Here is a 20,660-nt window from a genome sequence, read left to right as displayed (position 1 = left end):
TAACGTTGGCGGGACTACGGTCCCGCTGCGCCCCATGCAGCAGCCGCGGCGCACCGGCGCCGGCCTCGCGCGCGGCGCAACCCGGTTCGATGAGTCGCATTCGACAGGAGACACGTCATGTCCTTTCGCCAACTGCCCGCCCTCGGCCCCGACGGCGAGGCCTATCTGATCACCGAGTTCCAGGACGAAGCGCAGCATCAGCAGCAGGCGCAGCACGATGCGTCCTCCGCACCGGCGCTGCGCTACGAACTCGCGGATGGCCGCAAGCTGATCCGCCGCGGCCAGCAGTTCACCACCACCGGCGGCGAGCTGACCCTGACCGCGGTGTGAACGCGCAGGCGCGATGCCGTGCCGGCTTCCTGCGCAGCACGCGCGCGGCGCACGTGGTCAATTATTGACCAAGCCTCTTGACACGCCCGCCCCGCAAGGCGCGCAGACACTTATCCACATGTTTGCGCGCATTCCATCCACACTGCCTGTGGATGAAGCGCTCCGATCGCGGCCGATGCTGCCCCTGTAGGAGCGGCTTCGGCCGCGACGGGCGTTACGTTATAGGACATGCGTGATCGATAACGCCCCGGTCGCGGCTGAAGCCGCTCCTACAGAAGCCGGACGCAACGCCGCTGGCTAGCGCGGCAACACCCGGCCGATGCCGCTGGCGTCGATCTCCGCGGCGGCCGCGTCCAACGCCGCCGCGACGGTGGCCGGATCGAAACCGATGCGGAAATGCAGCTCCCCGGCCGGCGTGCGCGAGGAGTGGATCGAGGCCAGGCTGACGCCATGGCGCTCGAACACGTACAGCAAGGCGCGCAGCGAACCGGCGCGGTCCTCGGGCAGATACACGCTGAGGGTCAGCTGCTCGGTCAGATCGGCGAGCAGGTAGCCGACCCGCTCGTAGCTGTAGTTGCCGTGCGCGATCGCGGCCTCGCCCGCCGCCTGGCGATTGGCGTCGAGGAAATCGGCGCGGAACTGCGCGCGCGCCGCGTCGTCGCCACGGCCTACCTGATCGCGCAACCGCGTCAGCTGCGCGATCAGGCCGTCGAGCACGCCGCCGACGTGCGGATTGCCGAACTGGATGTCCTCGTAGATCGCCGGGTTCAGCGCCAGGATGCGCGCGATGATCGCGGTATCCAGTTCGAACGAGGCCGAACGATACGGCATCAGCGCCTCCAGCGATCCCAGCGTGGATGCATGCTCGCGCAGCACGCCGGCCTGGGCCAGGTGGCTGGCATGCACCATCGCCTGCACCAGCGCCATGACCCGGTCGTGGTGGTCGGGCGTGCTGCGCACGCATTCGGCCTCCAGCGCCGTGCACAATTGCTGCAACCACTCGCTCCAGCGCGACAGCCGCGCCTCGCACACCACCAGCACGCGGCCCTTCAGCGTCGGCGACTTGGGCGGCGCGGTCATCGGGTGCAGGCCGGCCACCTCCGCCTGCGAGGCCAGCATCGCCGCCACCGGTTCGCGCTTGACCGAGGTCACGTCCAGCCACAGTTGTTCGCGTTCGCGGCCGGCGGCGCGGCGCACGTAGTCGCCGATCAACGCCGGCGTGTGCCGGATCGGCGCGGAAAAGATCAGTACCTGCGCGCGCTGCAGCAAGGCATCCGGGTCCAGCGACTGCGGATCGGCCGGGTCGTGGCCGACGACTTCCAGCTGCATGCGCTCGCGGAAGAACCGGCCCAGCCAGCGGCCATAGGCGCCGGCGCTGCCGACGATGCCGACAACCGGGCGCAGGCTCACGCCAGGCGCTCGGCGGCGAAGCGCAGCGGCGTGGCCAGCGCCGCCGGCGCGGCGGCGAGCACGTCCAGTTCCTCGTAGTCCGCGGCCAGGGTCGCTTCCAGTGCCGCGTGCACGCCGGCGATGGCGCGGCCGATCGCCAGTTCGAACGCATCGCCGCGCAACAGGAACGCGACCAGCAACGCCATCAGCACGTCGCCGGTGCCGGCCACGTCCACCGGCAACAGCGGCGAGCGCCAGCGATAGACCGCCTCGCGGCTCACCGCCAGCGTCAGCAGTTGCCCTTCGTCGCCACCGACGCTGTGCGCCAGCACCCACTGCGGCCCGCGCGCCAGCAACGCGCGCGCCGCGGCGATGGCGTCGTCCTGGGCCAGCGCCGGCATCCCGGTCAGGCGGCCGAGTTCGAACGCGTTCGGCGTGACCAGCCACGCATGCGGCAGCAGGCGTTCGGCGAACACCGTCTCCAGCCCCGGCTCGACATAGGGCCCGGTATGCGTATCGCCGATCACCGGATCCAGGCAATAGCGCAGCGACGGGCACTGCGGCAGCGTGGCGTCGAGCCAGTCGGCGAACGCAGCGCCGTTGCCGACGCTGCCGAAATAGCCGGACACCAGCATGCGCGCACGCTGCGGCAGGCCGCGTTCGCTGGCGCCGAGCAGCAGGTCGGCGAACCAGTCCGACGGCAGCACCTTGCCGCGCAGCGTGGCGTAGAACGGCGCATTGCTGAGCAAGGTGGTCGGAATCTCGGCCACGCGCAGGCCCAGCGCGCGCAGCGGCGGTACCGCCGCGCTGTTGCCGGCGTGGCCGTAGACCAATTGCGACTGCACCGAGATCACGTCGATCGGCGAAGGTCCATCCGGACGCTGGCGGCGGCCGTGGAGAAGATGGCTGGCGGTGGATGCGTTCATCCGCACATTCTAGGCCGCGGCAGCCGATGGCGGAGCGCCGGCCCGCTCAACGATTGCGCAGGAACACCACGTAGCCGCGGAACGACGGATTGTCCTCCAGGCCCTGCGGCGGCTGCCAATCGCCATCCTGCAGCAGGCCGATGCGGAACGGCACCTGCAGCCTGCCGAGCCGGGCGACATAGACCGGATAGTCGGGGATCACCGCGCGTCCCTGGTAGATCTGCAGCACCACCTCGTCGACCACGCCGCGCAATCCGGCCAGCGTCTCGGCGCGGCCGTTGACGCTCCAGTCCAGCAGGCCGGTGATGCCGAGCTGGTAGTCGGCCGGCAAGCGCGCGCGCAGCGTGCGCAGGAACGCCAGGTACTGCTCGAGGTGGCGGGTGCCGGCGTCGAAATCGATCTGCAGGCCGGCCACGTCGTTGCCGGCCGCGCGCCAGCGCTGCAACTGCACCAGCACCGCTTCGAACAATGCGGGCGTCCAGTCGATGCGCTCCACCCGCAGCACCATCCACACCTGGCAGTGGCGCAGCTGCGGCAGCGCGGCACGTTGCGCCACCAAGCGCGCCGGCGCACCGGCGGCCAACGGCACCTCGGCCTGCAGCAGGTAGACGCGGCGGGCATTGGCCAGCACCGGCTGCGGCCGCACTCCCGCCCACAGCCAGAACGCATCGTGGCGGCGCGCATCCACCGGCGCGGCGATGGACGTGCCGATCGTCACGCACAGCGCCAGCAGCAAGGCGCAGCGCCCGAACCTGCGAGCGTTCACCAGTAGTACTTCAGGTCCTGCGCCCAGGACGAGGCCGGGAACTCCCGTTTCAGGCGCTGGAACCAACGCTTGCGCTCGGCCACCGGCACGTCCTTGCCGCCGCAATCGTTGTACCCGCTGGGCGCATAGCAGGAGATGGCGCGATACAGCGCATAGGCCTTGTCGTCGGCGGTCACGTGGGCATCGCCGATGATGCGTTGGTAGACCGGCAAGCGGACATACGCGGCGCCGGGAAACTGCGAAGGCGCCCCGCCGAGTTCGCTGGCCGGCGGCGGCTGGTTGATCGGAAGGTGATCCCAGTTCATGACCCGGACGAAATCCGCCAGGCACAACTGCGCATGCGCGTCGGCCGGGGCAGCGGCCAGGGTCCTGGCCATCGCCTCGATCGCCGGGCATGCATCCTCGCCCTGCTCGAACGTGCCGGAGAACACCGCCGCCGGCGCCGACGACTGCGGCAACCAGTAAGGCCCGCGCCGCGGCTCGCTGCTGTCGTGCGGCACGTCGGCGAGCAGCACGCGATCCTGCAGGAAGGCCTTGGCCTGGCCGCGCGTGAGCTCCTTGTACAGCAGCACGAAGGCGGCCAGTTCCCGCTCGTGCGCCGGCGCGTCCGGCGCCGTCGCGCGCCGGCGCAGCAGCTCGGCACCGGCGGCGTAGATCAGCAACTGGTCGCGGATGTCCTGGTCGACGATCGGAGAATCCGCTGCGAACACCTGGTCGAGCGCACGGTCGCGCTCCAGGCGTCGCGCCAGCGCCAGCTGCACCAGCGGTTGCTGCACCCCAGGCTCGGCGTTGCCGAGCAGGCGCAGCCAGTAGGCCGCCAACGCCGGCGCGCCGCTGTCCTCGAGCGCCAGGCCCTTGAGCATGGCCGCGGCGAAGGCCACGCTGCCACGCTTGGCCGTTCCCTTGCCGGCATCCAGCAGGCGCAACGCCTGCGCCGGCGACCGGGCCACGTAGTATTGGTAGCTGGACAGCAACAGCGCGAACAGGTCCGGCTCGTCGGCAAAGCGCGGCCGCTGCGCCTCCAGCGCGGCCAGCGACAGCCCGTGGCCATCGCCGCCATCGCCCGCCCGCATCGCCTTGAGATCGGCCACGGCCAGCAGCAGCGGCGTGGTCAGCGTCGCGGGATCGGCGCTGGCGAGCAGCTTGTTGTCGATTTCCTGGGCCAGCTCCACATCGGACAGGCCGCGCTGCGCGGCCGGCAAGCGCAGCAGCCGCTCGTATTCGGCGGCCAGCGCTTGCGTGTCGCCACCGAGCCAGTACACACGACGCAGCAGGCCGCGCGCCGAGGCGGCGTAGCGTCCCTGCGGATAGTCGTGCAGGTACTGGGCGAAGCCCTGCTCGGCGCGCGCCAACGCGGCCTGGTCGAACTGCGCAGGCTCGCGCTGCACGCCGTATTCGTCGAAGCCATCGACCTGCGCCGCGTTGAGCGCGACCCGGCCCAGCATGTAGCGCGCCGTCTCGCGGATCCAGGGATCGGCCGCCTTGCCCAATCCATCGAAACCTTGCGCGGATGCGTCGAAGGCGCCGGCGTAGAACGCGCTGGCGGCCTGCAGGTACTGCGCGAATTCCCTGCCCGCCGCCGACGCCACGCCATCGGGCGCGGCGATTTCCTGGTCAGGGCACTGCGCCGGCCGCGCCTGGGCCAAGCGGGTCTTTTCGGCCGACGGCACGCGCGCGTTCGCGTTCAGCGCTTCGTTGAATTCGCTGCCGCCGCGCGCATGGCTGTTGCAGCGGTTCGCCTCGCCGTCGAGCATTCCGTCGGCGGCAGCGGCCTGATCGGTCGCCGGCGCTTGCAGCGCCTGGACCATTTCCTCCCAGGTGAACGCCGCTTCGAGCGGGCTGGCAGGCGCGACCGCCGGCGCTGCGCCATCGCGCATCAACAGCAGCAGATTGACCCGGGTGTCGCTGCCCGGCGCAAGCGCGACGCTGTTCTGGCAGCCGCTGTAATCGCCCAGATCCAGCAACAGCCTGGAGGAGCAACCGGCATCGGAACTGGCCAGCGCAGGCGCCGCGACACCTGCGCACAGCAGCACTGCGGCAAGGCGGGCAAGAACGAAACGGCCGATTTCCATGGCGGGTCCTGCAAGGCGGGATGCGCCGCGATCGGCGTGGCGGCATGTTCGCATGCCGGGCCGCGCCACAGGCAGTGGCGCGTTGCGGACGGCGCGCGCTACCGATGCGCCACCATCGCGGCCGCGCCGGCATTGCGCGGCACGGCCCACAGGGCGGGGATTGGAGATGCGGGTTGGGATTCGTCACAGCGACACCGGCGCCCCCTCCCGCAACCTGTATTTGATTCGCAGGCAATCGATCGCAACCCCGAAAACCGAAAAGGCACGTACCGGGCTCTCGCCCTGCACGCGCCTCTTCTCCATCGGTCCAGACAATCCCGACCACCGCCCGGGATCTGCCGTTGCAAATCCCCAATCCCCAATCCCCAATCCCGGCTCTACGACGTCATCCGGTCCCAGAAGCCCTTGACCCCGTCGATGAAGGTCGCCGACTTCGGCGAATGCTTGCGCGCGTCCTCGCCGGTGAAGGTGGATTCGAACTGCTCCAGCAGCTTGCGCTGGTCGGCGGTGAGGTTGACCGGGGTTTCCACCACCACGCGGCAGTACAGGTCGCCCTCGCTGCGGCTGCGCACCGAGCGTACGCCCTTGCCGCGCAGGCGGAACAGCTTGCCGGTCTGGGTCTCGGCGGGAATGCGGATCTCCGCCTCGCCGCCCAGCGTGGCCACGCGCACGGTGTCGCCGAGCGCGGCCTGGGAGATGCGGATCGGCACTTCGCAGTGCAGGTCGTCGCCGTCGCGCTGGAAGATCGGATGCTCGCGCACCCGCACTTCCACATACAGGTCGCCGGCCGGGGTACCGGCCGGACCGGCTTCGCCCTCGCCGGACAGGCGGATGCGGTCGCCGTTGTCCACGCCGGGCGGGATCTTGACCGACAGCACCTTGGTTTCCTCGACGCGGCCGGCGCCGTGGCAGGTGCCGCACGGGTTCTGCACGATCTGGCCGCGCCCGGCGCAGTGCGGGCAGCTCTGCTGCATGGCGAAGATGCCGCGCTGGATGCGTACCTGGCCGCGCCCCTGGCACGTCGTGCAGGTCTCGACCTTGCCGTCTTCCGAGCCGCTGCCGTGGCAGTGCTCGCATTCGCCCAGGGTCGGGATCTCGATGCGCCGCTCGATCCCGGCCACCGCCTCTTCCAGGTCCAGTTCCAGCACGTAGCCGATGTCGGCGCCGCGCCGCGCCGCACGGCCACCGCCGCCGGCACCGCCGAAGATGTTGCCGAAGATGTCGCCGAAGATGTCGCCCATGTCCGGGCCGCCGGGACCGCCGCCGCCCATCCCGCCCATGCCGTGCTCGAACGCGGCATGGCCGTGCGCGTCGTACATGCGCCGCTTGTTGCCGTCGGACAGGACCTCGTAGGCCTCCTTGCATTCCTTGAACGCCGCCTCGGCGGCGTGGTCGCCGGGATTGCGGTCGGGATGGAACTTCATCGCGCAGCGGCGATAGGCCTTCTTCAGTTCGTCGTCGCTGGCGCCGCGGGCCACGCCCAGCACTTCGTAATAGTCGCGTTTGCTCATAGGGCGGGGATTCGAGATTCGGGAGTCGGGATTCGTTCAACGCAAAAGCGGAGAGCGTCGGCTCTTCCGCTTTTGCAAACTGGATGGACAGGAATCGGGAGCGGGAAGCCGCCAGGGCAAGGCCCTTGCGAATCCCCGATCCCGCATCCCGAATCCCGGCTTACTTCTTGTCGTCCTTGACCTCGGTGAACTCGGCGTCGACCACGTCGTCGCCGGCGGCCTGCGCGCCGCCCGGGGCGGCGCCCGGCTGCTGCTCGCCGGCGGCCGCGGCCGCGTACAGCGACTGGCCCGCTTCTTCCAGCGCCTTGGTCTTGGCCTCGATCTGGCCCTTGTCGTCGCCCTTCATCGCCGTTTCCAGGTCGGCCAGCGCCGACTCGACCTTGCCGATCACGTCGCCGCCGACCTTGCTGCCGTGCTCGGTGATCGCGCTGCGGGTGGCGTGGATCAGGCCGTCGGCCTGGTTGCGCGCCTGCACCAGCTCGTGGAACTTCTTGTCTTCCTCGCGGTTGGCTTCCGCGTCGGCGACCATCCGCTGGATCTCGTCGTCCGACAGGCCGGAACCGGCCTTGATCTCGACCTTCTGTTCCTTGTTGGTCTTCTTGTCCTTGGCCGACACGTGCAGGATGCCGTTGGCGTCGATGTCGAAGGACACCTCCACCTGCGGCAGGCCGCGCGGCGCCGGCTCGATGCCGGACAGGTCGAACTTGGCCAGCGACTTGTTGTAGCGGGCCTGCTCGCGCTCGCCCTGCAGCACGTGCACGGTGACCGCGGACTGGTTGTCCTCGGCGGTGGAGAAGGTCTGCGAGGCCTTGGTCGGGATCGTGGTGTTCTTCTCGATGATCTTGGTGAACACGCCGCCCAGGGTCTCGATGCCCAGGCTCAGCGGGGTCACGTCGAGCAGCAGCACGTCCTTGACGTCGCCGGCCAGCACGCCGCCCTGGATCGCGGCGCCCAGCGCCACGGCCTCGTCGGGGTTGACGTCCTTGCGCGGCTCCTTGCCGAAGAACTCGGCCACCGCCTGCTGCACCTTCGGCATGCGGGTCTGGCCGCCGACCAGGATCACCTCGGTCACGTCGCTGGCGCGCAGGCCGGCGTCGTTGAGCGCGGTGCGGCACGGCTCGATGGTGCGCTTGACCAGGTCCTCGACCAGCGCCTCGAGCTTGGCCCGGGTCAGCTTGATGTTGAGGTGCTTCGGGCCCGACGCGTCGGCGGTGACGTACGGCAGGTTGACTTCGGTCTGCTGCGAGGACGACAGCTCGATCTTGGCGCGCTCGGCCGCATCCTTCAGGCGCTGCAGCGCCAGCGGATCCTTGCGCAGGTCGATGCCCTGGTCCTTGTTGAACTCTTCCACCAGGTAGTCGATGACGCGCTTGTCGAAGTCTTCGCCGCCGAGGAAGGTGTCGCCGTTGGTGGCCAGCACTTCGAACTGCTTCTCGCCGTCGACGTTGGCGATCTCGATGATCGACACGTCGAAGGTGCCGCCGCCCAGGTCGTACACCGCGATCTTGCGGTCGCCGCCCTGGCCCTTGTCCAGGCCGTAGGCCAGCGCCGCGGCGGTCGGCTCGTTGATGATGCGCTTGACGTCCAGGCCGGCGATGCGGCCGGCGTCCTTGGTCGCCTGGCGCTGGCTGTCGTTGAAGTACGCCGGCACGGTGATGACCGCCTCGGTGACCGGCTCGCCCAGGAACGCCTCGGCGGTCTTCTTCATCTTCTCCAGCACCTGCGCGGAGATCTCCTGCGAGGCCAGCTTGCGGCCGTCGGCGGTGGCCACCCAGGCGTCGCCGTTGTCGTGCTGGACGATGCCGTACGGCACCAGGCCGATGTCCTTCTGCACTTCGGCATCGGTGAACTTGCGGCCGATCAGGCGCTTCACCGCGTAGAAGGTGTTCTTCGGGTTGGTGACCGCCTGGCGCTTGGCCGAGGCGCCCACCAGCACTTCGCCGTCCTTGGTGTAGGCGACGATCGAAGGCGTGGTGCGGTCGCCCTCGGAATTTTCGATGACGCGGGCCTTGCCGCCGTCCATGATCGCCACGCACGAGTTGGTCGTGCCCAGGTCGATGCCGATGATCTTGCCCATTGGATGACTCCTGAAAATTTCTGGTGTCCGGCCGCTGCCGGGGGTCTGGTTCGGATATAGGGATGGCCGCAGGTCATTCAAGCCATCACCGCAAATTAGCGTTCCGCCGCGGCCGCGCCCGGGTCGGGCGCGGCGCGCCGGCGGCGCGCGTCAATCGTGCTTGGCCACCACCACGAGCGCCGGCCGCAGCAGGCGATCGTTGAGCAGGTAGCCCTTCTGGAACACCTGGATCACATGGCCCGGGGCGACGTTGTCGGCCTCGGCCTGGCTGATCGCCTGGTGGTGCTCCGGGTTGAACGGCTGCCCGGTCGGGTCGAGCAGGGTCAGGCCGTTGTCGGCGGCGACCTTGAGCAACTGCTTGTAGGTCAGCTCCAGGCCGTCGCGCAGCGGGCTGGGCTCGCTGCCGGCGGCGGTCAGGCCGGCGTCCAGGCTGTCGAACACCGGCAGCAGGTCGCCGAGCAGGCGCTCGTTGGCGAACTTGCGCGCCTGCTCGACGTCGCGGGCGATGCGCTTGCGCTGGTTTTCCAGGTCGGCGCGCTCGCGCAGCGCATCGGCCTTGACCAGCGCCAGCTCGCTGCGCAGGGTCTCGATCTGCGCCAGCAGCGGATCGGTCGCCGGCTGCTGGGCCTCGGTCAGGTGTTCAGAATCGAATTCGGGGTGGTCTTGGTTCATTTCCGGTTCCCTGGCGGGAGATGCACCCGCCCTACCGCACCACCTATGTGGGCGTCTGGGAGGGATTCAAGATGCTGTGTTGCGTTTTCGGGATTGGGGAGTGGGGATTCGGGATTGGCCGCGGCGGTGGCACGACGTGCACCGGCTGCTGCATGGCCGCCCTGCCCCAGGCCCGGCTAGCGTTCGGTCGGCGGGGTCGGGTCGAGGACGGCGCCCAGCACGTCGGCGGCGGTCTGCACCAGCGGGATGACCCGGTCGTAGTCCATGCGCTTGGGCCCGATCACCCCCAGCACGCCCAGCACCTGGCCGCCGGCCATGTACGGCGCGGTGACCAGCGACACGCTCTCCAGCGGCACCACCCCGGTCTCCTCGCCGATGAAGATGCGCACGCCCGGCGCGCGGATGGTGCGCTCCAGCAGCTGCAGGATCTCGCGCTTGCTGGCGAAGATCTCGAACAGTTCGCGCAGCCGCTCCAGGTCGGACAGGTCCTGCACGCCCATCAGCTTGGTCTGCCCGGCCAGCACCATGTCGTCGCCGGCCGGGGCCAGCGCCTGCTCGGCCAGCTCCACGCTGTGCGCCAGCAGCAACTCCATCTCGTCGCGGGCGTGGCGCAGGTCGCGCACCAGGCTGGCGCGGATGTCGGCCAGCGCGCGCCCGGCGAAATGCGCGTTCAAGTAGTTGGCCACCCGCTCCAGCTCGGCCGGCTCGTAGGCCTTGCGCGGCTCGATGACCCGGTTCTGCACCTCGTTGTCGGCGAACACCAGGATCGCCAGCACCCGGCGCGCGTCCAGCGGCACGAAGTCGATGTGCCGGAACGCGAACTGCTCGCGCTTGGGCGCGCTGACCACGCCGACGAAATGGGTCATCGCCGACAGCAGCTCCGAGGCGCTGCCGAGCAGCGCCTGGGTGCCGGCGGCATTGCGCATCTCCGCACGCAGCCGCGCCACTTCGCCCTCGGCGGGCGGGCGCATCTGCACCAGGCTGTCGACGAACACCCGGTAGCCGGTGGCGGTGGGAATGCGCCCGGCCGAGGTGTGCGGCGAGCTGAGCAGGCCGGCGTCCTCCAGGTCGGCGAGGATGTTGCGGATCGTCGCCGGGCTCACGTCCAGCCCGGCGTGGCGGGCCAGGGTCTGCGAGCCGACCGGTTCGCCGTCGCGGATATAGCGCGAGATCAGCGTGCGCAGCAGCTGCCGGGCACGCGGGTCGAGCGAGGAGTGGACCGGGGAGGCGCGCATGGAATCAATCCGTGAGACTGGACACTAGATAATGGCTGCATGCCGGCTTGGCAAGTCATTGGCCCACCTACCCGCGCGTGCTAGCGTTGCGCGGCCCCGGATTCCGACCCCCATGCTCAGACATCTCTCGATCAAGGATTTCGCCGTCGTACGCGGTACCGAACTGGAATTCGGCCCTGGCATGACCGTGGTGTCCGGCGAAACCGGCGCCGGCAAGTCGCTGATGGTGGACGCGCTCGGCTTCCTGTCCGGGCTGCGCGCCGACAGCGGCGTGGTCCGCCACGGCGCCGACCGCGCCGAGCTGTCGGCCGAGTTCGCCGTGCCCGAGGCCGCCCCGGCGCGCGCCTGGCTGCGCGAGAACGAACTCGACGACGAGGCGCAATGCCAGCTGCGCCGGGTGATCCGCGCCGACGGCGGCTCGCGCGCCTGGATCAACGGCCGCCCGGTGACCCTGTCGCAGCTGGCCGACCTGGCCGGGCACCTGGTCGAGATCCACGGCCAGCACGAACACCAGGCGCTGCTGTCGCGCGGCAGCCAGCTCGGCCTGCTCGACGCCTACGCCCGCAACGAGGCCGAACGCGCCGCGGTGCGCGCCGCCGCCGCGCGCTGGCAGGCGCTGCTGGGCGAGCGCGAGACGCTGCTGGCGCAGGGCGACGTGTCCGACCGCATCGGCTTCCTCGAACACCAGCTGGCCGAGCTGCAGCGCGAGGACCTGGCCCCGGCCGCGATCGCCGCGCTGGACGCCAACCACCGCCGCCAGGCCCACGCCGCGGCGCTGATCGGCGCCTGCGAGGGCGCGGCGCAGCGGCTCAACGGCGACGACGCCCCGGCGGTGCTGGAACTGCTGCAGCAGACCCGCCACGAGCTGGGCAAGGTCGGCGAGTACGATCCGCGCCTGGCCGAGGTCGAGGCGCTGATCGACAGCGCCACGATCCAGCTGGAAGAGGCGCTGGCGCTGGTCGACCGGGTCCGCGACGACCTGGATGCGGATCCGGCGCAATTCGAGGACATGGAACGCAGGCTGGGCCGGCTGCACGACCTGGCGCGCAAGCACCGGGTCACCCCGGACACCCTGGGCGAGCACCGCGACGCGCTGCTGGCCGAGGTCGAGGGCCTGCGCGGCGCCGGCGAACGCCTGGACGTGCTGGATGCGGAGATCGTCCGCGCCGCGCAAGCCTGGCGCGATGCCGCGGCCGCGCTGACCGCCACCCGCCAGCGCGGCGCGCAGGCGCTGTCGCACGACACCACCGCGCTGATCGGCGAACTGGGCATGGGCGGCGGGCGCTTCGAGATCCAGCTGGAACCGCACGAGGCCGAGCGCCCCGACCCGGCCGGCGCCGAGCGCGTCGAGTTCCTGGTCGCGGCCAACGCCGGGCAGCCGCCGCGCGCGCTGCGCAAGGTCGCCTCCGGCGGCGAGCTGTCGCGCATCTCGCTGGCGATCGAGGTCGCCGCGCTGGGCCTGGACGCGGTGCCGACCATGGTGTTCGACGAAGTGGACTCGGGCATCGGCGGCGCGGTCGCCGACATCGTCGGCAAGAAGCTGCGCGCGCTCGGCGAGCAGCGCCAGGTGCTATGCGTGACCCACCTGCCGCAGGTCGCCGCGCAGGGCCACGCGCATTACCGGGTCAGCAAGGCGCCGGTCGAGGGCATGACCCAGAGCTCGGTCGAGCTGCTGGCGCCGCGCCAGCGCGAGGAAGAGCTGGCGCGAATGCTGGGCGGGGTCGAGGTCAGCAAGGAAGCCCGCGCGGCCGCCAAGCGGCTGCTGCAGAGCGCCGGCTGAGGCGCTGCAGGCTTCGCTGGATTGGGCTAGGCCTGGACTGGGCTTCACCGTGGCTGGGGCGCGACTGCGGGAGCCGCGCTGGACAGCCTGGAGGCCATCACGCGCCGCAAGCCTGCTGGCTCCGGATCGCACCCGGTCGGGGCTGAAGCCCCTCCTACAGTGCACCCAGCGAGTCGGCCGCAAGCTCCCTGCAGGAGCGGCTTCAGCCCCGACGAACGGAGCCATCTGGCTGACCGGCTCCGGAAGCAGTCGGGACTGAAGTCCCAAGTCCCCCAGCCCCCTCACAGCGCACCCAGCCGGCTCGCCGCAGTCCCTGTGGGAGCGACTTCAGTCGCGACGAACGGAGTCGGGCTATGCGACGGCACTGTCACCCTATAGGGAGCTGAAGCCCCTCCGCCAAAGGGCATCCGGTCGCTGCATTAGAGCCCGCGTAGAAACGATTCCGGGTCGCCCAGACCATCGGCCACGACCAACCCAGCCGGCACGCCGATCCCACACGCGCGGGATCGATCGCCTGAAACCCCAGAACAGCGCTCCCGCCGCGCGCCGCGCCAGTGGCGGCAGGCCCCGCGGCAATGACCCCGAGCGAAACGATCCCGCGCCCGCGCGGGTGCCGGCTCAGCCTTTCTTGCCGGCCGGGCGCTTGCTGCGCACGTACAGCACCAGCGAGTGCTCTTCCAGCTCGTAGCCGTGATCGGCGGCGATCTTGCGCTGCAGTTCCTCGATCTCGGCGCTTTCGAACTCGATGACGTTGCCGGTGTCCACGTCCACCATGTGGTCGTGGTGGCCGCCACGGTCCAGCTCGTACACCGCCTGGCCGCCTTCGAAATTGTGCTTGAGCACCAGCCCGGCGGCCTCGAACTGGGTCAGCACCCGGTACACCGTGGCCAGGCCGATCTCGTCGCCGTGGTCGAGCAGCTGGCGGTAGATCTCTTCGGCGGTCATGTGGTGGCGTGCCGACTTCTGCTCGAGCAGCTCCAGGATGCGCATCCGGGGATGCGTGACCTTCAGGCCGACTTTGCGCAGATCGTGGGATTCCATGGCGTCTCCGTTCATAGCTGGTTTAGCGCCAGCTGCCTCGGGATGGGTCGCGGCGGTCGTCGGGAGTGTATCATCGACCCGATTTCCCTCAGTACTGTCCCCGATGCGCAATCTCTTGCTGGTCGCCGCTGTTGCCCTGTCCACCGCTGGCTGCGGGATCATCTACAAGCAGCCTATCTACCAAGGCAACCTGATCAAGCAGGGGGCCGTCGACCAGCTCAAGGTCGGGCAGAGCAAGCAGCAGGTCAGCGCGCTGCTCGGCACGCCGTCGATCCCGGATCCGTTCCACGCCCAGCGCTGGGACTACACCGCGACCGAGCGCCTGAATCGCGTGGGCACCACCGAGATCAAGAATTTCGTCGTCTATTTCGACAACGACACGGTGACCCGCTGGGAAGGCGACTATTTCCCGGACAACGATTCGGAGCTGGCCAAGAACAGCGTGCGCCAGTTCGGCCGCAACCTGGCCAAGGACAAGAAGAAGCAGCGCCGCAGCGAGTAGGCGTCCGCGCCGGCCATCGCGCCTGGCGCGCTAGCGCGGTTTCGCGCGCCGCCGCCGGGCGTCCTTCGGGTCGGCCAGCAACGGCCTGAGCAGTTCGACCCGGTCGCCGTCGTGCAGGCGCTGGGTCGGGGCCACCACGCTGCCGTGGATCGCGCAAGGCATGCCCTGCTCCGCCCCGGCCAGCCCGGCCGCGGCCAGCGCATCGGCGACGGTGGCGCCTTCCGGCAGTTGCAGGGTGCGCGCGAGGAAGCGTTCCGGCCAGGCCAGCACCACCTCGGCCCGCAGCCCGCTCATGCGTCTTCGCGGTCGGCCACGCGCACGAAGTCGTTGACCATGCGGTCGGCCAGGCTCTGGAAACCCAGCGCCAGCGCCGGCCCCAGCAGCCGCGAGGCCGGTTCGAAGTCCAGCATCAGGCTGACCTTGCTGGCGTGGTCGTTGAAGCCCTGGAACTCCCACTGCCCCTGCAGGCGCTTGAACGGGCCGTCGCGCAGCAGCATATCGATGCGATCGGGGCGCTGCAGCCGGTTCTCGGTGGTGAACCAGGTGCGGAACGAGCCCAGGCCCAGGTCCAGCCGCGCCACCAGGTGCTGGTCGCTGTGTTCGAGCACATGCGCCGCATCGCACCAGGCGAAACGGCGCGGATAGGCGGCGACATCATTGACCAGGTCGAACATGCGCGTTGCGGGGTGTTCGACCAGGGCGCTGCGGCGGATGATAGGCATTCGGTGCGGGGAAGTGGACCAAGACGTTCGGGAGGACCCCGAATCGGAGACAATAGCAAGATGAGCAAGAAACCCGCCAAGGATAAAGCAAACGGCGCGACGGCCAACAAGACCATCGCGTTGAACAAGCGTGCGCGCCACGAGTACCACCTGGAGGACCGCTACGAAGCCGGCCTGGCCCTGCAGGGCTGGGAGGTCAAGTCGATCCGCGCCGGCCGCGCCAACATCGGCGAGAGCTACGCGTTCGTGCGCCAGGGCGAGTTGTTCCTGTTCGGCGCGCAGTTCACCCCGCTGATCCAGGCCTCCACCCACGTGGTCGCCGACGACCGCCGCACCCGCAAGCTGCTGCTGCACCGGAGCGAGATCGACAAGCTGATCGGCCGCGTCGAGCGCGACGGCTACACCCTGGTGCCCACCGCGATGTACTGGAGCAAGAACAAGATCAAGCTCGAGATCGCGCTGGCCAAGGGCAAGCAGGACCACGACAAGCGCGACGCCGCCAAGGACCGCGACTGGGCCCGCGACAAGCAGCGGATCATGCGGCGCCACAATAAAAATGCGTGATTGGGGATGACGGGATTGGGGATTCGCGGAGCGCCGCCGTTGCCAATCCCGAATCCCGAATCCCTGCCCCATCACGTCGCCCCCAACATCCGCATCAGGCTCGGTAATCCACGGCCCTGCATGTAGGGATCGCGCTGCAGGTCCAGGCACTGCTCCAGCAGCAGTTGCTTGACCCGGTCCGGGAAACCGATGAACTCGCGGCGCACCGACAGGAACGCGGCGATCAGCCCGGACACGTGCGCGGCCGCCATGCTGGTGCCGCTCATCTCCACCATCCAGGTACTCGGGTCGGCCACGTCGTAGCGATGATGCGCGGAGACGATCTTCTCGCCCGGCGCCATCAGGTCCGGCTTGTGCCGGCCATCGGCGGTCGGCCCGCGCGAGGAGAAGTACGACACGCCGTAGCTGTGCGGGCTGCTCTTGTGCACCGACCCCACCGCCAGCGCCTCCTCCAGGTTGGCCGGATCGCCGATGCTCAGGTCCAGGTTCAACGGATACGCCTCCCCGTCGTTCTGGACCAGCCAGGCCAGGCCCTCGTTGCCGGCCGCGATCACCACCACCACGCCCTGCCGCCATAGCCGGCGCAGTTCGTTGCACAGCGGGGTGAAGCCGCAGCCGTAGCTCTCCGCGTCGAAGTAGCCGCCCAGGCTCAGGTTGACACCGTGCACGACCAGCTCGCCGGCGCGCTCGTTGATCTCGGCGACCTGCTGCACGCCCTTGATGATCCACGAATCGCGGCCGTTGCCGTCGTCGTCCAGCACCTTCAACCCGTACAGCCGCGCCTGCGGCGCCATGCCGGCGAAGCGCAGCGGCGTGGCCGGCTCCACGCCGGGCAAGGGCGCATCGCACTGCCCGGCGATGATGCCGGCCACGTGGGTGCCGTGGCCGTTGCCGTCCAGGGCGGCGAAGCCGGCGCCGTCGCTGCGGCGCAGTTCGCGCGCGCGGCCGCGCTGGGTGCAGTCCCATTGCGCCAGCACCGTCTCGGCCAGGCCCGGCTGCTGGAAATGCGGATGCCCCGCGGCGATGCCGCTGTCCAGCACCGCCCAGCCGATGCCGCTGCCGAGCGCGCGATATGCCACCTGCGCCGCGTCGGCCTGCACGGTGCTGCGCGACTGGTAGATCAGGGCGCGCTTGCCGGCGTCGCGCCACAGCCGCTTCAGGCTCAGGCTGCGATAGCGGTCGCGCAGGCTCTCGATCTCGAAGCGGGTCAGGCGCGCCGACACGTAGCGCTGCAGCGTGTCCTCCAGTTCGATCGCCGCGTCCAGCGCCGTGCCCTGCAGGCCGGTGGAAGCCTGGGTCAGCTCGCGCAGCGCCGCGACCAGTTCGCGCCGCAGCTGCGCCGGCTCGCGCTCGCCCGGCAGGCGGTCCAGCTCGATCAGCACCTCGTGGCGATAGTCCGGCGCGTGCGCCTCCAACTGGTCGGACAGGTCCTTGATCAGCACCGGATGCGCGATCGGCTGGTCGAAGCCCACGCCCACCGCGCGCCGCACCTCGGCGCGGACCTCGGGGATGGACAGGTAGCCGGAGCCGGAATGCGGATTGCGCTGCCAATCGGGATTGATCCGCGACCCGGCGATGTTGTGGAAGCGCCCCTGCGCATCGGCGATGTCGTCGCTCAGGTCGTCGTCCAGCGCCACCGGATCGCGGCGCTCGGCGACGTTGACCCAGCGCCTCACGCAGGCCGGGAACGGCAGCTTCCCGGTGCCGGTCCACTGCTTGAACATGCTGCGCACCACCGGCAGGCCCAGCGGCGAGCCCAGCGTCAGCAGCAACGACACCTCGCAGCCCTCGGCCTCGAATTCGCGCAGCACGTCGTAGGCGATCAGCGAACCCTGGCTGTGCGCGACCACCACGAACGGACCGCCGCCGGCGCGCATGCGCTGGCGCAGGCTCTCGCGCATCTGCTCGCGCCGCGCCGGCACGAAGAAGAAATCGTGCACGTCCTGCAGCAGCGCGGCGGAGATCAGCTTCAGCAGCATCCGGTTCAGCACGTCGACCGGGCCTTGCGCATGCATGCCGGTGGCCTCGGGTGCGGCGGCCTGCACCTGGTCCAGCAACTGCTGCAGGCAGGCGCGCTCGGCGTCGCTGCCGGCCAGCGTATCGGCCAGCTGGCGCAGATCGGCCAGTTGCGGCATCACCCCCAACGCGCCGAGCACGCGCTGCTCGGCCTGGTTCAGCGCCGGGCCGCGGTCCTGGTCCTGGCAGCTGCCCGGTTCCGGCGACGGATAGCGCTCGCGGCTGACCCAGTACGCCATGCGCGTGCGCTCGCCCATCTCGCGACCGAACAAGGCGCGATCCCACTGGCAGCGCAGCACCTCGGCCGGCGGCTTGTTGCCGATGCCGTGGATGTAGATGACGGTGCGCGCCTGCCCCTGCGCCAACGAGCCTTCGCCGGTGGCCTTGGGCCGGACCGCGCGCGTGGGCGCCGGGCCAATGGCCACGGCGGCGGCGCGTGTCGTGCCTTTACGCGCAGAGGACGGCATGCGCTTGGTGGCGGCTTCCGGCCTGGCCTTCCCGGGCTTGGCTTTGCTGGGCTTGGCCGTCTTGGGCGCGCCGGTCTTGGGTTTGTCGCCAGTCACTGCCTTCGGCGCAGTGCGCCGCGCTGGCTTGCTCGGACGAGCGGCGACCGCTTCAGCGGTCTTTGTCTGGACAGGTTTCGCAACCGCCTGCTTCGGTTTGGCCTTCTTCGCCGCGAGGTTTTGCCGCGCGGGCGGCGCCCGGCCGGCTTGCGCGGCCGCCTTGGCTGGTTTCGCCTTGCCCGCGGCTGCGGCCGCTTGCTTCCGATCGCGCCCGCCGTCGCGCGCACGCTGTTGCCTGGTTGCCATTGCGGTGCTCCGTGCCTGGGAGAAATCCTTCGGCCTGCGCCGGTGCCGGCAAGCCGAGTGAAGCCAGCTTAAGCCGCCTTTGTCGCAAGGCTTGTGACCGCCCTCCCCGATCCCTACACTGTGCGAGTCAGCGTTTTACGTTTTCCCCGGGGGTGCACTGGTTTCGACGGGGGTTGCAAAATCGCTTGGCGCATGCCGAGGGGGCCGCTTTCCTCGTAAATCCAGCAGCAAACTTATAGTTGCCAACGACGACAACTACGCACTGGCCGCTTAAGGCCTAGCCCCGAAATCGCTTGTGTCCGTGCTCGCGACGTAGGGTCATTATCACGGAATCGCCGGTGGTGGCTGCCTGTCAGCCATTGGCTAAATGAAGCAGGCTGGTCCCGGGATGCGCTTCGCACATCGTGCTGTTCCGGGATGAGATCCAACGATGAGCTAAGCATGTAGTGCCGGGGATGGAGTGCCTTCGGACGGCGGTTCGATTCCGCCCACCTCCACCATCTGAACGTCCGCAGACATTGGCGGACGTACGACAAGGGTCGGATTTTCCTGGATTCCAGGGCGATTCGGCCCTTTTTGTTTACGCCGCCAACGTCAACACACGCCCTGGCTGGCGCGGCGCGAGGTCGATGGGGAGCGATTTCCGGACTGGCGACGGCGTTGCGGCCGGGCGCTCGCGACCGAGCCGTTCGCGGCCGGTGCCGCGGTCCAGCGGGGGGATTCCATGCAGTCCGCGGGGATGCGGGTCGCCAGGACAGGCGCCGGACGCGACACGGCGCAAACGGATGACGGTTGCCAGTCTCCACCGCTTGCGGAGCGCACCTGCAACACGTCGAAAGAGATGGTCCAGCCGCGGATGCCTGCACCCTTGAAGCAGCCCTGAGATTTACCTACGGCCGCACAGCTGGTGGCGAGAGCATGCGGCAGGCCTTGTTAGGAACATGTCCTCGCGGCATGTCGGAACCGCGACACGCCACAACGGAGCGGCACGGCCCGAGCGACGATGGCCCCAGCGATCGCCGGCTTGCAGCGATCGCACGCCTAGACCGCATATTTCCGGGTCATCGCCTGCGACATCCCCATCACGCATGGCCTGTACGGTAGCGCCATCGATTGCCGACCCACGGTGTGCCATGCCACTGACCCGCGACCAACTGCGCATCCTGCAGGACATCCATGCCACCAAGCCCGTCGCCGAGGAAGACGCGAATTGGGCCGTGCGCGAGAACTACGCCGCGCAGGGCGAGGACGGCGACATCGCGCTCAGCCCGCAAGGCATGCGATTGATCGACGGCGAAGCGCCGTAACTGCCAGGGCCGGCGTCGCCTGATCCGGCGGCGCTGGCGACGGCGCACACCCGATGGCGCGGCCGCGCTCCATCGAAAGATCCCATGCATTTCGATGCATCCGGCAGGGCCGGATGGCGTCATGGGCGTCCCCGGCGACAGAACCCGCACCTAGCTCGCGGACGGATGTCACCGAGCGGGTTGCCGCTCGGCCGCAGCGCATGGCGACCGCCCTACCCTGGACAAACGCCGCCGCGCAGGACGTCCGGCCGATCAGGCCGCCTTGCGCAACAACCCGCCGATGCCGGCGATCGCGCCGCCGACCGCCTGGGTGCGGTGATCGTCGCCCATCGCCACGCCTTCGGCGCGGACGAATTCGATGTCGGTGACGCCGAGGAAGCCGAACACGGCGCGCAGGTAGGGTTCCTGGAAATCCATCGCCGCCGCCGGGCTGCCGGCGCTGTAGATGCCGCCGCGCGAGGAGGCGACGATCACGCGCTTGCCGCCGGCCAGGCCTTCGGGGCCAGCCGCGCCGTAGCGGAAGGTCTTGCCGGCCACCGTGATGCGGTCGATCCAGGTCTTCAGCGAGCTGGCGATGCCGAAGTTGTACATCGGCGCGCCGACCACGACGACGTCGGCGGCCAGGAATTCTCCCAGGACCTGGCCGCTTTCGATGGCCGCCGGGTCGGCATCGCCGGCCGGCGGCGACCAGTGACCCAGCGGCGCGGCATGCAGGTCGCGGTAGGCCACGTCCACGCCGGGATGGGCGCGGACGAACTCGGCGACGATGGCCGCGGTCAGGCCGCGCGAGACGGAATGCGCGCCGAGCGCGCTGCTGTCGATGTGCAGGAGTTTCATGGGGTGATCCTTGCGTTGACCGCGGGGTGGCGGCATGGGCAAGGACGATACGCGCGAAACAATCCGACGATTAGACGGCTTGAGGTACACTGATCGTTCGCAAC

General features: G+C 69.6%; 18 protein-coding genes and 1 other RNA gene. 6 read left to right on the top strand and 13 right to left on the bottom strand.

Annotated elements, in window-relative coordinates:
- Positions 1–117 precede the first annotated feature (117 nt).
- Positions 118–330, top strand: a complete 213-nt coding sequence (locus tag AB3X10_RS09980) for a hypothetical protein (RefSeq protein ID WP_369981188.1) — start codon at positions 118–120, stop codon at positions 328–330.
- 297 nt (positions 331–627) lie between these two features.
- Here AB3X10_RS09980 and AB3X10_RS09975 read toward each other — a convergent pair whose 3' ends face one another.
- From AB3X10_RS09975 to hrcA, 8 genes are all read right to left on the bottom strand, one after another.
- Positions 628–1,740, bottom strand: a complete 1,113-nt coding sequence (locus AB3X10_RS09975) for a prephenate dehydrogenase (protein ID WP_369981186.1) — start codon at positions 1,738–1,740, stop codon at positions 628–630.
- Complete coding sequence (gene pdxY, locus AB3X10_RS09970) at positions 1,737–2,645, bottom strand: pyridoxal kinase (RefSeq protein WP_369981185.1); 909 nt, start codon at positions 2,643–2,645, stop codon at positions 1,737–1,739. Before pdxY ends, AB3X10_RS09975 begins: the two co-directional genes overlap by 4 nt.
- Before the next feature lie 46 nt (positions 2,646–2,691).
- Positions 2,692–3,411 carry a DUF3142 domain-containing protein gene (locus AB3X10_RS09965; RefSeq protein ID WP_369981184.1) on the bottom strand — a complete coding sequence of 240 codons (720 nt, stop codon included), beginning with the start codon at positions 3,409–3,411 and terminating at the stop codon, positions 2,692–2,694.
- Positions 3,408–5,483, bottom strand: a complete 2,076-nt coding sequence (locus tag AB3X10_RS09960) for a hypothetical protein (protein WP_369981183.1) — start codon at positions 5,481–5,483, stop codon at positions 3,408–3,410. Before AB3X10_RS09960 ends, AB3X10_RS09965 begins: the two co-directional genes overlap by 4 nt.
- A 377-nt stretch (positions 5,484–5,860) precedes the next feature.
- On the bottom strand, positions 5,861–6,994 hold the full coding sequence (gene dnaJ, locus AB3X10_RS09955) for a molecular chaperone DnaJ (protein ID WP_369981181.1): 1,134 nt from the start codon (positions 6,992–6,994) through the stop codon (positions 5,861–5,863).
- Between the two features lie 160 nt (positions 6,995–7,154).
- Positions 7,155–9,071, bottom strand: coding sequence for a molecular chaperone DnaK (dnaK, locus tag AB3X10_RS09950; protein ID WP_369981179.1), 1,917 nt, complete (start codon positions 9,069–9,071; stop codon positions 7,155–7,157).
- Between the two features lie 150 nt (positions 9,072–9,221).
- A complete protein-coding gene (gene grpE, locus AB3X10_RS09945) occupies positions 9,222–9,743 on the bottom strand; it encodes a nucleotide exchange factor GrpE (RefSeq protein ID WP_369981177.1) in 522 nt (173 codons plus the stop codon).
- 176 nt (positions 9,744–9,919) lie between these two features.
- Positions 9,920–10,978 (bottom strand): heat-inducible transcriptional repressor HrcA, encoded by a 1,059-nt coding sequence (gene hrcA / locus AB3X10_RS09940; RefSeq protein ID WP_369981175.1) that lies wholly within the window; start codon positions 10,976–10,978, stop codon positions 9,920–9,922.
- Between the two features lie 112 nt (positions 10,979–11,090).
- On the opposite strand from hrcA, the gene recN reads away from it, so the two are divergent.
- A complete protein-coding gene (gene recN, locus AB3X10_RS09935) occupies positions 11,091–12,758 on the top strand; it encodes a DNA repair protein RecN (protein ID WP_369981174.1) in 1,668 nt (555 codons plus the stop codon).
- 618 nt (positions 12,759–13,376) lie between these two features.
- On the opposite strand, the gene fur is transcribed toward recN, so the two are convergent.
- Entirely contained in the window at positions 13,377–13,799 is a 423-nt protein-coding gene (fur, locus tag AB3X10_RS09930; protein WP_179565169.1) for a ferric iron uptake transcriptional regulator, read from the bottom strand.
- A gap of 103 nt (positions 13,800–13,902) precedes the next feature.
- Here fur and AB3X10_RS09925 point away from each other — a divergent pair, with 103 nt between their 5' ends.
- Positions 13,903–14,301: an outer membrane protein assembly factor BamE gene (locus tag AB3X10_RS09925; protein ID WP_369981171.1), complete on the top strand. Its 399-nt coding sequence runs from the start codon at positions 13,903–13,905 to the stop codon at positions 14,299–14,301.
- A 30-nt stretch (positions 14,302–14,331) separates the two neighbouring features.
- On the opposite strand, the gene AB3X10_RS09920 is transcribed toward AB3X10_RS09925, so the two are convergent.
- Both AB3X10_RS09920 and AB3X10_RS09915 read right to left on the bottom strand, forming a co-directional pair.
- The gene (locus AB3X10_RS09920) at positions 14,332–14,595 is read right to left on the bottom strand and encodes an RnfH family protein (RefSeq protein ID WP_369981169.1); all 264 of its coding nucleotides are present in this window, start codon (positions 14,593–14,595) and stop codon (positions 14,332–14,334) included.
- Positions 14,592–15,023, bottom strand: a complete 432-nt coding sequence (locus AB3X10_RS09915) for a type II toxin-antitoxin system RatA family toxin (protein ID WP_369981167.1) — start codon at positions 15,021–15,023, stop codon at positions 14,592–14,594. The genes AB3X10_RS09920 and AB3X10_RS09915 overlap by 4 nt, the downstream gene beginning before the upstream one ends.
- Positions 15,024–15,083: 60 nt before the next feature.
- Here AB3X10_RS09915 and smpB point away from each other — a divergent pair, with 60 nt between their 5' ends.
- Positions 15,084–15,587: an SsrA-binding protein SmpB gene (gene smpB / locus AB3X10_RS09910; RefSeq protein WP_003467984.1), complete on the top strand. Its 504-nt coding sequence runs from the start codon at positions 15,084–15,086 to the stop codon at positions 15,585–15,587.
- Positions 15,588–15,658: 71 nt separating this feature from the next.
- Here the strand turns inward: smpB and AB3X10_RS09905 are convergent, their stop codons facing one another.
- Positions 15,659–18,070 carry a S8 family peptidase gene (locus tag AB3X10_RS09905; RefSeq protein ID WP_369981164.1) on the bottom strand — a complete coding sequence of 804 codons (2,412 nt, stop codon included), beginning with the start codon at positions 18,068–18,070 and terminating at the stop codon, positions 15,659–15,661.
- Positions 18,071–18,560: 490 nt separating this feature from the next.
- Between AB3X10_RS09905 and ssrA the strand changes: the two genes are divergently transcribed.
- Together ssrA and AB3X10_RS09895 are read left to right on the top strand one after the other, a co-directional pair.
- Positions 18,561–18,912, top strand: a transfer-messenger RNA (tmRNA) gene (gene ssrA, locus AB3X10_RS09900).
- Between the two features lie 633 nt (positions 18,913–19,545).
- A complete protein-coding gene (locus tag AB3X10_RS09895; RefSeq protein ID WP_369981162.1) occupies positions 19,546–19,719 on the top strand; it encodes a hypothetical protein in 174 nt (57 codons plus the stop codon).
- A gap of 252 nt (positions 19,720–19,971) precedes the next feature.
- Here AB3X10_RS09895 and AB3X10_RS09890 read toward each other — a convergent pair whose 3' ends face one another.
- The gene (locus AB3X10_RS09890) at positions 19,972–20,556 is read right to left on the bottom strand and encodes an FMN-dependent NADH-azoreductase (RefSeq protein ID WP_369981160.1); all 585 of its coding nucleotides are present in this window, start codon (positions 20,554–20,556) and stop codon (positions 19,972–19,974) included.
- Positions 20,557–20,660 lie beyond the last annotated feature (104 nt).

The organism is Xanthomonas sp. DAR 80977 (assembly GCF_041240605.1).
GTDB lineage: Bacteria > Pseudomonadota > Gammaproteobacteria > Xanthomonadales > Xanthomonadaceae > Xanthomonas_A > Xanthomonas_A bundabergensis.
The sequence above is the reverse complement of the archived record's forward strand: the minus strand, read 5'-3'. Positions and strand labels throughout refer to the sequence as shown.